Genomic DNA, 14185 nt, shown 5'->3' on the forward strand with positions numbered 1-14185 from the left:
GGAACGACGGCAACGACAACAAGCAGGCGCAACGAAAAAGATAAGCCATGAGCGCACGCCCCCTCCCCATCATCATCGCGCTCGGCACCACGCAGACGCTGGCCTGGGCGTCGAGTTATTATTTGCCGGCCATTCTGGCCGACCCGATGTCGCGCGATCTCGGCGTCTCCTCGAACTGGATATTTGCCGCCTTCTCGGCAGCATTGGTGCTCTCGGCTTTGCTCGGCCCGCGTGTCGGCCGGCAGATCGACCTGGTCGGCGGCCGATCGGTGCTGTCGATGTCCAACATGGTATTCGCGGCAGGACTAACGCTGCTTGGGTTCAGCTACTCCATTCCGGTGATGGCCATCGCATGGCTGCTGCTCGGTATCGGCATGGGCGCGGGCCTCTACGATGCGGCGTTCGCCGCGCTCGGGCGCATCTACGGCAATGACGCGCGGCGCTCGATCACCGGCATCACGTTGCTCGCGGGTTTTGCGTCGACGGTCGGATGGCCGCTGTCGGCCTGGGGGCTGGAGACCATCGGCTGGCGCAACACCTGCTTTGCCTGGGCGGCGGCGCATATCCTGATCGGCCTGCCGATCAATTTGCTGATGCTGCCGGCGGTGAAGGGCGCCAAGGCTGCGGTGGCGAACGCCGTCAAGCCGCACATCGCGATCGACCGCACCATGATCCTGCTGGCGTTCGTGTTCGCCGCCGCCTGGACCGTCACCGGTGCGATGGCCGCGCATCTGCCGCGCATCATGGAAGCCGCCGGCGCCACCACCGCGCAGGCCGTGTTCGCCGGCGCCCTGCTCGGCCCGGCGCAGGTGGCGGCGCGCATTTTCGAGGCCGGCTTCCTCAGCCGCTTTCATCCGCTGGTCTCGACCAAGCTCGCATGTGTCACCAATCCGATCGGCGCGGCGATCCTCGGATTGGCCGGTGGCGGCGCGGCCAGCGTGTTCGCGATCTTCTACGGCGCCGGCAACGGCATCCTCACCATCGCGCGCGGCACGCTGCCGCTGGCGATCTTCGGCCCCCAGAATTACGGCTATCGCCTCGGCATTATCGGCGCGCCGGCGCGGATGGCGCAGGCTGCTGCCCCATTGCTGTTCAGCCTCCTGATCGACATCATGGGCAGCCGCGTTCTCATCGTCTCCTCCGCGCTGAGCCTTGCGGCACTGCTCGCGCTGTTTATGGTGCGCAGCCATCCGGCACTGAAGCAAGAGGATACCCATGTCGACTGACACGACGCCGTCGATCCGCCGCATCAATCCACCCGAACTCGGCACCCCACCCAGCTATTCGCAGATCGTCGACGTCAGCGCTGGCCGTCTCGTCTTCATCGCGGGCCAGACCGCGCTCGACCGCGACGGCAATGTGGTCGGCAAGAATGATTTTGCCGCGCAGGCAGAACAGGTGTTTGAGAACCTCACCATCGCGCTGCGGGCAAGCGGATGCACGACCGCCAACCTGGTCAAACTCACGGTCTTCCTCACCGACATGGACAATCTCGGCCGCTACCGGGAAGCCCGCAACCGCTTCTTTGCCTCCGTCACGCCGCCGGCGGCGCCCGCGGTGACGCTGGTCGAGGTCTCGAAACTCTATGGTCCCGACTTCCTGATCGAGATCGAGGCCATCGCCGCGGCGTGAGCAGTGCAAATTTGCTTCAGCCCAACGAAACGTCAGGACGACTCCTCGGGCGGCTTGATGTGGCGGAACGAGAACAGCAGCGCGAGGTCGTAGCCGATCTTCAGCGCGCCGCAGACCACCAGCGGCAGGCCGGAGAATGCCGTCATCAGCAGCGCGCCTGAGATCGCCGGGCTGATCGCGGACGCAAGGCTGCGCGGCACCGCGGTGACGCTGGCGGCGGCGGGCCGCTCTGCGGGTGTCACGACTGCCATGACGTAGGAAGTGCGGGTCGGCACGTCCATTTGCGACAGCGCCGAACGCAGCAACAGTAAGCCCAGCGCCAGGTAAAGATTGGGCGAGAACGCTGCCAGGATCAGGAACACGCTGGAGGGGATGTGCGTGAACACCATGGTGTTGACGAGGCCGATGCGTCTGGCGAGCCAGGCGGCGACCGGATAGGAGAAGGCGCTCAGCGTGCTCGACCAGAAGAAGAACAGCCCCGCCGCGGATAGTGAAAGATCGAAGCGCTCGAACAGCCACAGCACCAGCAACGACTGCGCGACAAAACCGCCGGCGAACGCATCGATGCTGAACAGCGCGGCGAGCTTGTAGACGGTGCCGCGCGAGGGCCCGAGCGGCGTCTGCGGCGCCCTCTCCTCGCCGCGCGTGTGCGGGACACGACGATAGAGCGCCGCGCAGAGAATACCGAGCGCGGCGTAGGCATAGAACATCAGGCGGAACGCGCCGAGCTGGGTGCTGCCGCCGGCGACGAGAAAATCGGGCAGCGACGCCGCCAGCGAGCCCGCCGCGGTGGCGAGCGCGCCGATCAGGCTGTAGCGGGCAAAGACCTGCGTGCGGCGCTCGTCGGTCGTGCTGTGCGCCAGCACCGTATGTTCGAGCGGCACCAGCACGCCGAGGTCGCCGCCGGACGGATTGATGGTGCCGATAAAGGCGACCAGCACGATCAGGACGAAATGCTCGACGCCCGGAAACGCAATCCCGGTGGCCGCCATCAGGCCGGCGCCGAACATCAGTAGCGGACGCAGATCATGCCGGGGTGCGATCCAGCCGACGATCAAGGTCAGCAGTGCCGTTCCAAGCAGCGCGGCTGTGGCGACAATACCGACCGCGACGGCGTCATACCCCAGCAGCGTCATGTAAGCCGGCAGGATAATGATCGCAAAACCGTCGCCGAACCCGCGCAGACCCCGCGCGAGATAGAGCAGCGTGATCAGCGAATTTGCCGACGAGACGTTCGATTCCGAGGGGATGCTAGCCATCGATCCATGCTTTCATGCGCAACTCGACACGTCGAGCGGTGCGCAGAGCTTGGACGGCGGACCGTCTGACGGGGAGCCTGCTTTGTCCCCGATGCGGAGCAGGCTAGGTCGGAATCTGCACCGGCGCAAGGTTGCAAGGTTGACAGCGGAACCGGCAAGCGGTTAATTCGCGCCATGGGGACTCTGCGATCTCCCCACGAGGCGACATGCCCAAGTATCGCGCCCGTTTTCTCTTAACGAGGGCGCAACCATGTCATCCTACACCACGATATCTCCAGATAAACTTGCACGGTTGATCGGCACGGCGAACATGCCTGTCCTGATCGACGTCCGTACCGACGAGGACTTTGCCGCCGACCCGCGGCTAATCCCCGGCGCCGTCAGGCGCAGCCATCAGGACGCCGCCAGTTGGGGCGAGGAGTTCTCCGGCCGTCCCGCCATCGTGGCTTGCCTGCGCGGCCAGAAGCTCGCGCAAGGCACCGCCGCCTGGCTGCGGCATCTCGACGTGCCGGCCGAAACGCTTGAAGGCGGCTTTGAGGGCTGGAAGGCCGCAAAGCTGCCGCTGGTGCCGGCCGCAAAGCTGCCCGCGCGCGATGCGCGAGGCCGCACCGTCTGGGTCACCCGGGCGCGGCCGAAGATCGACCGCATCGCCTGCCCCTGGCTAGTTCGCAGATTTGTCGATCCAAACGCGGTGTTCCTGTTCGTCGCACCGTCCGAAGTGCTCGCGGTCGGCGAGCGCTTTAACGCGGCGCCCTTCGACGTCGAGAACGTGTTCTGGAGCCACCGCGGTGAACTCTGCACCTTCGATGTGATGGTCGAGGAGTTTGGCCTGGCAACGCCGGCCTTGCTGCGGCTGGCAACCATGGTCCGCGCCGCCGATACCGGACGGCTCGATCTTTCGCCGGAAGCACCCGGGCTGCTGGCCGCCTCGCTCGGCCTGTCGCGAATGTTCGACGACGATCTCGAACAGCTGGAGGCAGGCATATTGCTGTATGATGCCTTCTATCGCTGGTGCCGCGATGCGACCGGCGAAACCCACAACTGGCCGACCAACAAGGCGAAGCCGTAATGGACGCGACCATCAACAAGACAGCCGAAGCCGGTGCCAACCGCGAATACGCACACGGCATCAGCTTCGGCGAGGCGTTCCGGGTCTGGCTGCGGGTGGCGTGCTTAAGTTTCGGCGGGCCGGCCGGTCAGATCGCGGTGATGCACCGCATTCTGGTTGAGGAAAAGAACTGGATCTCGGAGAGCCGGTTTTTGCATGCGCTGAATTACTGCATGCTGCTGCCGGGGCCGGAGGCGCAACAGCTCGCCACCTATATCGGCTGGCTGCTGCACCGGACCGCCGGCGGCATCATGGCCGGCGGCCTGTTCATCCTGCCGGGCGTCATCGCCATCATGGGGCTGAGCTATATCTACGCGGCCTACGGCAATGTCGGCTTCGTCGAGGCGGTGTTTTTCGGGCTGAAAGCGGCGGTGCTCGCCATCGTCGTGCAGGCGGTAGTTCGGGTCGGCAAACGCGCGTTGCGCAACCGGGTCATGATCGCGCTGGCAGGCATCGCCTTTGTCGCGATCTTCTTCTTCAATGTCCCCTTCCCGATCATCATCATTGCCGCCGGGGTGATCGGCTATCTCGGCGCCCGTAGCGGCCGGTCGGAATTCGCCGCGGTCGAACATGGCGGCGGCGGCAAGAAAACAGCCGTTGTCGACAGCCTGCTCGGTGAGGAGTTGCCCGAGCATGTCCGCCCGAGTGTCGCCAAGGCGCTGAAAGTCAGTTCGGTCTGGTTGCTGCTATGGCTGGTGCCGGTGGCCGCGCTGCTGATCGCGTTCGGCCAGGACAACGTGTTCAGCCAGATCGCGTTGTTTTTCTCGAAGATGGCGATGGTGACGTTCGGCGGCGCCTATGCCGTGCTCGCCTATGTCGCCCAGCAGGCAGTCGAGCATTATCACTGGCTGCAGCCGCGCGAGATGCTGGACGGGCTCGGCATGGCCGAGACCACACCGGGCCCGCTGATCATGGTGCTGCAGTTCGTCGGCTTCATGGCCGCCTTTCGCGATCCCGGCACGCTGTCGCCGATGATGGCGGCGACCCTCGGCGGGTTGCTGGCGACCTGGGTGACCTTCACGCCCTGCTTCCTCTGGATCTTCCTCGGCGCGCCCTTTATCGAGACCTTGCGCGGCAACAAGGGGCTTGCGGGCGCGCTAACCGCAATCACCGCCGCCGTGGTCGGCGTGATCCTCAACCTCTCGATCTGGTTCGCGTTGCATACGCTGTTCCGGCAGACGACGCCGGTTCGATCGTTCGGGCTGTCGTTCGACATGCCCGTGCTGTCGAGCATCGATATCGCCGCGTTCGTATTGGCGGCGGCCGCCGCCACCGCAATCTTCCGCCTCAATATCGGCATGCTCTGGGTGCTGGCGGGGTCCTGCGCGGCCGGCGTGGCGCTGCGGCTGACGGGGATGATTTGAGCGGCGGCGCTGCCGCCTACACTTTCTCCGCCGGCGCCAGCTTGCAGACCGCGCCGCTGGACTCGATCTGCAGCGTGGCGTGGTGAATGTTGAACCGGTGCAACAGCTCTTCGCTAACCCGATGCAGGAAGGCGTCGTCGCTGCCGTCAGGCCGCACCAGATGCGCCGTCAGCGCGGTCTCGTTGGTGCTCATGGCCCAGACGTGGAGGTCATGCACTTCCGAGACGCCATCGAGGGTACCGAGATAGTCCCTGACCTTTGCCAGCTCGATGCCGCGCGGCACGCCGTCGAGGGCGAGATTGACGCTGTCGCGCGCCAGGCCCCACCCGCTCACGAGCACCACGGCGGCGATGACGAGGCTGATCGCGGGATCGACCCACAGCCATCCCGTGAACATGATCACCAGGGCCGCGATCACCACGCCAAATGACACGCCGGCATCGGCGGCCATGTGCAGATAGGCGCCGCGAACATTGAGGTCGCCATGGCGGCCGCGGATGAACAACAAAGCCGTGCCGCCATTGACGGCGATGCCGAGTGCCGCAACCGCCACGACGGTCCAGCCGGCCACCGGCGCGGGCGCCGAGAGGCGATTGATCGCCTCGACGATGATGCCGCCGACCGCGACCAGCAGAAGGCCGGCATTGAACAGCGCCGCGAGGATCGAGGCCCGCCGGTAGCCATAGGTATGCCGCTGGGTCGGTTGCTTCTGCGCGAGCCACGCCCCGCCCCAGGCCAGCAGCAGCGCGATCACGTCGGATAGATTGTGAACGGCGTCCGAAATCAGCGCCAGCGAATTGGCGGCATAGCCGAAGATCAGCTCGGCGGCGACAAACGCCGCATTGAGCGATGCGCCGATGGCAAATGCCCATCCGAAACTGTCGGGCGCATGGCTGTGCCCGGCGTGGTCATGTTCGTGGGAGTCGTCGTGGTGGTGGTGGTGGTGGTGGTGAGCCTGCGCCATGGCGCGGATATATAGCGCACGGAAATCCGAATACTATCACAGCAATTGATCGTCGTCCCGGCCTAGTGCGCAATTGCGCACTAGGCCGGGACGACGCCGCAGAAACCTACTCCACGCCCCGCAGGAACTTGTTCGACTTCGGCAGGCCGTGCGCAAGGCGGCCAGCGTCGGCGCGGTTGCCGCGCCAATCGGCCAGTTCTTTCCAGCTCATGCTTTGGTCGCGGCCGGCGGAATCTTTCCAGTTCAGCCCCGCCTTGGACTCGAATACCGCGACGTCGGAGAGTTTGGCGCTGGTGTATTTCTGCAGCCGTACGCCGCGGCCGCGCGCCATCTCCGGCACCTGGTCGAGCGGGAACAGCACCATCTTGTGGTTGGTGCCGATCACGGCGACGGTGTCGCCGGCCACGGTCGTGATCGCGCAGGCCTCGTTCGGCATTTCGACGTTGAGCACCTGCTTGCCCTTGCGGGTATTGCCGACGCAATCGTCCTCGTTGACGATAAAGCCCTGCCCTTCGAGGCTTGCGATCAGGAATTTGCGGCCGCCCTTGTTGACGAACAGCGACACGATCGCGGTTTCCGGCTCCATGTCGATGAACATGCGGATCGCCTCGCCATGGCCGCGGCCGCCCGGCAGCTTGGCGACGTCGAGCGAATAGAATTTTCCGTTGGTCGCGAACACCAAGAGCTTCGAGGTGGTCTCGGCAAAGAAAGCGTGGTCGAGCTTGTCGTCGGTCTTGAAGGCGAGCCCGGAAATATCCTCGACATGGCCCTTGAGCGTGCGCACCCAGCCCTTTTCGGAGATCACCACCGTGCACGGCTCGCGCTCGACAAAGGCCTCCTCGATCGCGGCGAGATCATGCTCGGGCGCATCGGCGAATGTGGTGCGGCGCTTGCCGAGCGGCGTCTTCGGACCAAACATGTCGCGGACCTTGCGCACCTGGTCGCCGACCTTGGACCATTGCTCGGCCTCGGAGCCGAGCAGCGACTTGATGCCCTTCAATTCGGCCCGAAGGTTCTTGTCCTCGGTGCGGATCTCGAATTCCTCGAGCTTGCGCAAACGGCGCAGCCGCATGTCGAGGATGGCGTCGGCCTGGACCTCGGTCAGCTTGAACGCCTTCATCAACTCCGGCTTCGGTTCATCCTCGGTGCGGATGATCTTGATCACCTTGTCGATGTTCAGATAGGCGATCAGGTAGCCGCCGAGCACTTCCAGCCGGTTCTCGATCTGGGTCTTGCGGTAATTCGAACGGCGCAGCAGCACGTCGCGCAGATGGTCGAGCCATTCGCGTAGACATTCGGCAAGCCCAACCACTTTCGGGATCTTACCCTTGATCAGCACGTTGAGGTTCAGCGAAATCTTGCTTTCGAGCTCGGTGAGCCGGAACAGCGATTCCATCATCAGCGCAGGATCAACGGCGCGAGATTTCGGCTCGATCACGAGCCGGACGTCTTCGGCGGACTCGTCCCTGACGTCGCCGACCAGCGGCAGCTTCTTCTCGTTGAGCAGTTCGGCGATCTTCTCCACCAGGCGGGATTTCTGCACCAGCCACGGGATCTCGGTGATCACAACGACCCAAGTGCCGCGCGCGCCCTCTTCCTGGGTCCATCGCGCGCGGGTGCGGAACGAGCCGCGCCCGGTCATATAGGCTTCGGCGATCGCTTCCTTGGAGTCGACGACGATGCCGCCGGTCGGGAAATCCGGCCCCTTGACCCATTTCAGCAGCGACTTCGATTTGGCGTCCGGCTTGTCGATCAGATGCAGGGCGGCGTCGCACAGCTCGGCGGCGTTGTGCGGCGGGATCGACGTCGCCATGCCGACCGCGATGCCCTGGGAGCCGTTGGCGAGCAGGTTCGGGAAGCCGCCCGGCATCACCACCGGCTCTTTGGTCTGGCCGTCGTAATTGGGACGGAACTCGACGCCGTCCTCGTCGATGCCCTCCAGCAGCAGCTGCGCCACCGCGGTCATGCGCGCTTCGGTGTAACGATAGGCCGCCGGATTATCACCGTCGATATTGCCGAAATTGCCCTGGCCGTCGACCAGCGGGTAGCGCGAGGAGAAATCCTGCGCCAGCCGCACCATGGCGTCATAGATCGCCTGGTCGCCATGCGGATGGAACGAGCCCATCACGTCGCCGACGATCTTGGCGGATTTCTTGAACGCCGTGCCGGGGTCGAGCCGCAGCAGCCGCATGCCGTAAAGGATGCGCCGATGCACCGGCTTCAGACCGTCGCGGCCGTCCGGCAGCGCGCGATGCATGATGGTCGAAAGCGCATAGGTGAGATAGCGCTCTTCCAGCGCATCCCGCAGCATGACTTCATGGATTTCGGCCGGCTCTTCCGGCGGTAACGTTCGTTTTCCCATGGGGACGGGTTAAACTTTTGGGCTGACTCGGGCAAGCCGCGAATCGGGGCAACACCATCATGGCGTCGTCCCGGCGAAGGCTCAGATGCGCAATTGCGCATCGGGGGACCCATAACCCCAGGTGTTTTTGAAAGAAATCGACTGGAGCCACGGCTCTTATCGATAAGCCGCGGCGTATGGGTCCCGGCTCAAGGCCGGGACGACGGGCCCTGCCTTCAGACCGCGGAACTGATTCGCGCCCGGTATTTGGTCACCGCGTTGATGAATCCATCGCGGGCGTCGGAATGGCCCTGCCCGCGCGGCTCCAGCACGTGGCGGAGCAGGAACATGCCGGTGAGCCGAAAGCCGTCCTGCAGGTCCTGGTCCGACCAGCCATTCGTCCCGCCCTCGCCCTCTCGCAAAAATGCCGGCAGCGGCAGCAGCCGGTCGCGGTAGGGCTCGCCGGCGCGCCGCGACACCGCGCCGCCGGATTTCGGCGACACGTAGATCAATTCCGTTGTCTCGCCGGTCGCGGCGCAGTTTTCCAGGTCGAGGCCGAAGCCGAGTTCGGCCAGCATCGCGAGCTCAAACCGGATCAGATGCGCCGCGGCGCCGCCGACATCGTCGAAATCGTCCAGCGTGCGCTCGAACATCTCGTAGATGTCCTCGTGCGGGTCGCGCTCCGGCAACAGCCGCACCAGCGAGGCCAGATGGGTGACGCCATAGGTGGCGTGCGCCGACGCCAGCAAGGTCGCCGCGCGCAGCCGCGTGCCCTCGATGGCGTAATATCCGAGATGCTCGTCGAGCCGCGCCCGCCACACCGTGGTGACGCTGTTGCCGGGCTGCAGCAACGGCCGCATCCTTTTCCCCGCGCCGCCGCGCACCAGGCCAAGGTGCCGGCCATGGCTGCGCGTCAAGAGCTCGACAATGGCGGAGGATTCGCCATGCCGCCGCACCCCCAGCACGATGCCTTCGTCGGTCCATTCCATGGGTGGGAGTTTATCACGTAGGGTGGGCAAAGCGTAGCGTGCCCACCGCGATCAACAAAGCCGTCCGCGCGAGATTGGTGGGCACTGCGCAAGTGCGCCTTTGCCCACCCTACGCAGTGTCGCGGTTACGCGTTGAACCAGCCGACGGCATCGCCGGTGAAGGAAAAATACAACCCCGCCGTCGTCAGCGCGCAGGACACCACCTCGATGGCGCTGTCGAGTTGCAGGCCGTTCGCACCGATCACCTGCGCCAGCGAGATCACCGACAGCACCAGCGCCGCGGCCAGCACCCAGCGCGGCCAGTTCTTGCGCTCCCGCGCCGCGAGCCGGACGAAATTGACCAGCAGCAGGATCAGGCCGGCCGCCATCAGGGTCGCGACCATGATCATCTGTTCGGTCATGTCGCCTTTCGGCGTGCGGTCCTGGAAAGCGACCGACACCGCATCCAGCGTCAGCGACATATACAGCAGCACTTCAAACCAAACTACGTTCCTGGGCAGGGTCATCGAAGACGCCGATCATCGCTGATGTTTCTTGATTATTCTTTGGGGAAATCAATTCCCATTTCGCGGTAGCGCTCCGGGTCGTCGCCCCAGTTCTCGCGCACCTTGACGAACAGGAACAGATGCACGGGCTGGCCCAGTATCTCGGCGATCTCTTTCCGCGAATCCGCGCCGATCGACTTGATGGTGGCGCCGCCCTTGCCGAGGACGATCTTGCGCTGGCTCTCCCGCTCGACAAAGATGGTCTGCTCGATGCGGACCGATTTGTCCTTGCGTTCGGTCCAGCTGTCGGTCTCGACGGTGGACTGATACGGCAGCTCCTGGTGCAGCTGGCGGTAGATCTTCTCCCGCGTGATCTCGGCCGCCAGATGCCGCATCGGCGCATCCGACATCTGGTCTTCGGGATAGTGAAACGGGCCAGCCGGCACCATTCTGGCGAGTTCGGCGCGCAGATCGTCGACGCCGTCGCCCGACAGCGCCGAGATCATGAAGGTGTGTTCGAATTTCATGCGGTCATTGGCGGCCTGCGCCAGCGCCAGCAATTTCTCGCGCGGGATCAAATCGATCTTGTTGAGCACCAGGATTTTCGGATGCTGCACGCTCGCAAGCCTGCTCAGGATCGCGTCCGCCTCCTCGTCGATGCCGGCTTTGGCATCGAGCAACACGCAGACCAGATCGGCGTCATGCGCCCCGCTCCAGGCGGTCGATACCATGGCGCGGTCGAGCCGCCGTTTCGGCGCGAAGATGCCGGGCGTATCGACCAGGATAATCTGCGCGTTGTTCTCGATCACGATACCGCGGATCAGCGCCCGCGTGGTCTGCACCTTGCGGGACACGATCGTGACCTTGGAGCCGACCAACGCGTTGACCAGGGTCGACTTGCCGACATTGGGCGCGCCGATCAGCGCGACGAAGCCGCAAGCGGTCTGGGCAGGAGATTCAGCTGTCATTGCCACCACCGCCGCCGACGCCCTCGCGCTCGATCATCACCGAGGCCGCAACCTTCTCGGCCGCGCGCTTGCTGCCGCCGACGCCTTCGGCCAGCGCCAGTCCCGGCAGTTCAACGGAAACGCGGAACTGCGGATCGTGATGCGGGCCGGTGCGCTCGACCTCGCGATAAACCGGCGTCGGCATCCCCTTGCTCTGCGCCCATTCCTGCAACACCGTCTTGGGATCGCGCAGCGGCCGGCGCGGCTTGCGCATCCGTTCGGTCCAGTTGCGCTCGACGAATTGGGCGGCAGCGCCGTAGCCGCCGTCGAGAAAGATTGCCCCGATCACGGCTTCGCAGATGTCGCCGAGCACGGATTTGCGCAAACGGGCGCTGGCGCTGGCGCCGACCTGGCCGAGCTTGATGTCGTCGACCAGCCCGAGCGATTTGGCGACGTCGGCGCAGCTTTCCTTGCGCACGAGATCGGCGAGGCGTTTTGACAGCTCGCCCTCGTCGGCGTTCGGAAAGGCGCGATACAGCATGTCGGAGACGATCAGCCCCAGCACATGATCGCCGAGAAATTCGAGGCGCTGATAGCTTTCGGTGCGGTTGCGCGCCGGCTTGAGCGCGGACACATGCGTGAACGCTGATGTCAGGAGGTTGGGATCGGCGAACTTGTGGCCGATACGCGCTTCGAGCGCGGCAGCCGCGGCCTTGGCCGATTCCTTGGCCGAACCCCTGCCGCGCTTCTTCTTGGCCGCAGGTTCGCCACCGGCATCAGGCTGCGGGCTCTCGCCCGGTGTCGGGGTATCCCTGATGACGGGCGTTTCGTCGTTCATCGCACGATTGAAAAAATGCGATTCCAGCGCACCGCGGTCGGCCAGCGCCAGAACATCCAGGCATGTTCGCCCTCGGCAATGGAGAAGAAGATCATTTGCGCCCGGCCGACGATGTTTTCGAACGGCACATAGCCCACCGCCGACAACACGCGGCTGTCGGTCGAATTGTCCCGGTTGTCGCCCATCATGAAGAAATGGCCGGCCGGCACGGTATAGATGGTGGTGTTGTCGTAGAAGCCGTTGTCGACGCAATCGAGCGACTCATAGGAGACGCCGTTCGGCAGGGTTTCCTTCCAGCGCTTGACGCGCGCGGTGGCGTCGGAGCCGCACGGGTCCTCACCGATGAAATCGCTCAGGCGCTCGCGCTTGATCGGAGCGTCGTTGATGTAGAGCAGTCCTTCGCGCATCTGGATGCGGTCGCCCGGCAGGCCGATCACGCGCTTGATGTAATCGGTGGAATCGTCCTTCGGCAGGCGGAACACGACGATATCGCCGCGCGACGGCTCCGAGCCGAAAATGCGGCCCGAGAACAATGGCGGCGACAGCGGGATCGAGTAGTGGCTATAGCCGTACGAATATTTCGAGACGAACAAATAGTCGCCGACCAGCAGCGTCGCCTTCATCGATCCCGAGGGAATGTTGAACGGCTGGAACAGGAAGGTTCGGATCACGAGCGCGATCAGGAGGGCGTGGATGACGACACGGATGGTTTCGCCCAAGCCGCTTTCAGTTTTTGTCCCGGATGTCACGCTCATCGCTTTCCCAATTCCCGCAAGGCTGCTTCAAGCAAGGCAAGTACTAAACAGAGGCTTGGCCTGCACGGTGGCAGAACGTTTTCCTCACGCGAATCGAACAGTTCCGTTCGCGTCAAGAAAATGGTCTTCGATACTGATGTTGAAGGCAAATTCCGGCGCAAAACCCGAATTCGCCCTGGCTCGGTAGTGTCGCTGCGGCGTTTTAGACGGTTGTTCGCGGCCGTGCAATCAAGCGCCTCGGTAAAACTTCGTAATACATTGATAAATCAATGTTTTTTAGTTTTACGTCGGTCCCCCGGCGCGAACAGCCGCCTGCCCTATGATTTGCCCGGAACGACCGCCGAAATTATGACGAAGGCCTGCGCCAGCGGCCAGTCGTCGGTGATGGAAAGGTCGATCCGGGCCTCGAACCCTTCCGGCGTCAGTTTCTCGAGCCGGGCCAGCGCCCCGCCAGTCAGCTTCATGGTGGGACGGCCGCCCGGCAGGTTCACCACCCCCATATCCCGCCACCAGACGCCCTGACGGATGCCGGTGCCGAGGGCCTTGGAACAGGCCTCCTTGGCCGCGAATCTCTTGGCATAGGTCGCGATCACCATCTTCTCGTTGTTGGCGCGGCGCGCGGCCTTGGCGCGCTCGGCATCGGTGAAGATGCGCTCGAGGAAGCGCTCGCCATGGCGTTCGATCACCTTGGCAACCCGCGTGATATCGATCAGGTCGGAGCCGATGCCGATGATCATGTCGAAGCCACGCTGCGCTGCCGCCCGCGGTCCATCGCCGCGCGCATGCTGCGGACGGTTTCGCCGAGGCCGACGAACAGCGCCTCCCCCATCATGAAGTAGCCGATATTGAGCTCGGCAAGTTCGGGCAGCGCGGCGATGGTCTCGGCCGTGTCATAGTCGAGGCCGTGGCCGGCATGAACCTCAAGCCCCGCGGCGCGCGCCAGCCGCGCGCCCGCGACGATGCGCTGCCATTCCGCCTCGGCCTTGGCGGCATGGCCATCCACCACGGCGTCGCACCAGCCGCCGGTATGGATTTCGATCACCGGCGCCCGGAGTCGCGCGGCCATCTCGATCTGGGCGGGATCGGCGGCGATGAACAGCGACACCCGGATGCCGGCATCGTTCAGGCGCGCGATGAACGGCGCCAGCGCATTGTGCTGGCCGACCACGTCAAGCCCGCCTTCGGTGGTGAGCTCTTCGCGGCGCTCGGGAACCAGGCAGACCGCGTGCGGCCTGGTCGCCAGTGAAATCCGCAGCATGTCCTCGGTCGCCGCCATCTCGAAATTCAGCGGTTTTGAGATTTCGGCCTTGAGGCGCGTCATGTCGGTGTCGCGGATATGGCGGCGGTCTTCGCGCAGATGCGCGGTGATGCCGTCGGCGCCCGCCTCGATCGCGGTCAGCGCGGCGCGCACCGGATCCGGCCGCGCGCCGCCCCGTGCATTGCGCAAGGTAGCGACGTGATCGACATTGACCCCGAGGCGCAGCGGAAGAGCTTTCGGCATTT

General features: G+C 64.6%; 14 protein-coding genes. 4 read left to right on the plus strand and 10 right to left on the minus strand.

The features are described from left to right. Positions 1 to 47: 47 nt before the first annotated feature. Positions 48 to 1226, plus strand: coding sequence for an MFS transporter (locus tag JQ558_RS31570; RefSeq protein ID WP_212296242.1), 1179 nt, complete (start codon positions 48 to 50; stop codon positions 1224 to 1226). Beyond that, the gene (locus tag JQ558_RS31575) at positions 1216 to 1632 is read left to right on the plus strand and encodes a RidA family protein (RefSeq protein WP_212296243.1); all 417 of its coding nucleotides are present in this window, start codon (positions 1216 to 1218) and stop codon (positions 1630 to 1632) included. Before JQ558_RS31570 ends, JQ558_RS31575 begins: the two co-directional genes overlap by 11 nt. 32 nt (positions 1633 to 1664) lie before the next feature. Here the strand turns inward: JQ558_RS31575 and JQ558_RS31580 are convergent, their stop codons facing one another. Then, positions 1665 to 2891: an MFS transporter gene (locus JQ558_RS31580; RefSeq protein WP_212296244.1), complete on the minus strand. Its 1227-nt coding sequence runs from the start codon at positions 2889 to 2891 to the stop codon at positions 1665 to 1667. A 250-nt stretch (positions 2892 to 3141) separates the two neighbouring features. On the opposite strand from JQ558_RS31580, the gene JQ558_RS31585 reads away from it, so the two are divergent. Further along, a complete protein-coding gene (locus JQ558_RS31585) occupies positions 3142 to 3960 on the plus strand; it encodes a chromate resistance protein ChrB domain-containing protein (RefSeq protein ID WP_212296245.1) in 819 nt (272 codons plus the stop codon). Continuing rightward, entirely contained in the window at positions 3960 to 5363 is a 1404-nt protein-coding gene (gene chrA / locus JQ558_RS31590; RefSeq protein WP_212296246.1) for a chromate efflux transporter, read from the plus strand. Before JQ558_RS31585 ends, chrA begins: the two co-directional genes overlap by 1 nt. A 16-nt stretch (positions 5364 to 5379) precedes the next feature. On the opposite strand, the gene JQ558_RS31595 is transcribed toward chrA, so the two are convergent. The 9 genes from JQ558_RS31595 to JQ558_RS31635 all read right to left on the minus strand — a co-directional run bounded on the left by JQ558_RS31595 (position 5380) and on the right by JQ558_RS31635 (position 14183). Continuing rightward, a complete protein-coding gene (locus tag JQ558_RS31595) occupies positions 5380 to 6327 on the minus strand; it encodes a cation diffusion facilitator family transporter (protein WP_212296247.1) in 948 nt (315 codons plus the stop codon). 106 nt (positions 6328 to 6433) lie between these two features. Continuing rightward, on the minus strand, positions 6434 to 8689 hold the full coding sequence (gene parC, locus JQ558_RS31600; protein ID WP_212272807.1) for a DNA topoisomerase IV subunit A: 2256 nt from the start codon (positions 8687 to 8689) through the stop codon (positions 6434 to 6436). 215 nt (positions 8690 to 8904) lie between these two features. After that, complete coding sequence (gene recO / locus JQ558_RS31605) at positions 8905 to 9657, minus strand: DNA repair protein RecO (protein WP_212038341.1); 753 nt, start codon at positions 9655 to 9657, stop codon at positions 8905 to 8907. Positions 9658 to 9782: 125 nt separating this feature from the next. Continuing rightward, a complete protein-coding gene (locus JQ558_RS31610; RefSeq protein WP_212208213.1) occupies positions 9783 to 10163 on the minus strand; it encodes a hypothetical protein in 381 nt (126 codons plus the stop codon). A gap of 32 nt (positions 10164 to 10195) precedes the next feature. Further along, on the minus strand, positions 10196 to 11110 hold the full coding sequence (era, locus tag JQ558_RS31615; RefSeq protein ID WP_212208214.1) for a GTPase Era: 915 nt from the start codon (positions 11108 to 11110) through the stop codon (positions 10196 to 10198). Further along, on the minus strand, positions 11100 to 11927 hold the full coding sequence (gene rnc, locus JQ558_RS31620; RefSeq protein ID WP_212272805.1) for a ribonuclease III: 828 nt from the start codon (positions 11925 to 11927) through the stop codon (positions 11100 to 11102). The genes era and rnc overlap by 11 nt, the downstream gene beginning before the upstream one ends. Beyond that, entirely contained in the window at positions 11924 to 12682 is a 759-nt protein-coding gene (lepB, locus tag JQ558_RS31625; protein ID WP_212038338.1) for a signal peptidase I, read from the minus strand. The genes rnc and lepB overlap by 4 nt, the downstream gene beginning before the upstream one ends. Positions 12683 to 12999: 317 nt before the next feature. Beyond that, entirely contained in the window at positions 13000 to 13419 is a 420-nt protein-coding gene (gene acpS, locus JQ558_RS31630; protein WP_212208215.1) for a holo-ACP synthase, read from the minus strand. After that, entirely contained in the window at positions 13416 to 14183 is a 768-nt protein-coding gene (locus JQ558_RS31635; RefSeq protein WP_212272803.1) for a pyridoxine 5'-phosphate synthase, read from the minus strand. Before JQ558_RS31635 ends, acpS begins: the two co-directional genes overlap by 4 nt. Positions 14184 to 14185: the final 2 nt, after the last annotated feature.

The sequence above is a fragment of the Bradyrhizobium sp. AUGA SZCCT0160 genome (genome assembly GCF_018130105.1).
Lineage (GTDB): Bacteria > Pseudomonadota > Alphaproteobacteria > Rhizobiales > Xanthobacteraceae > Bradyrhizobium.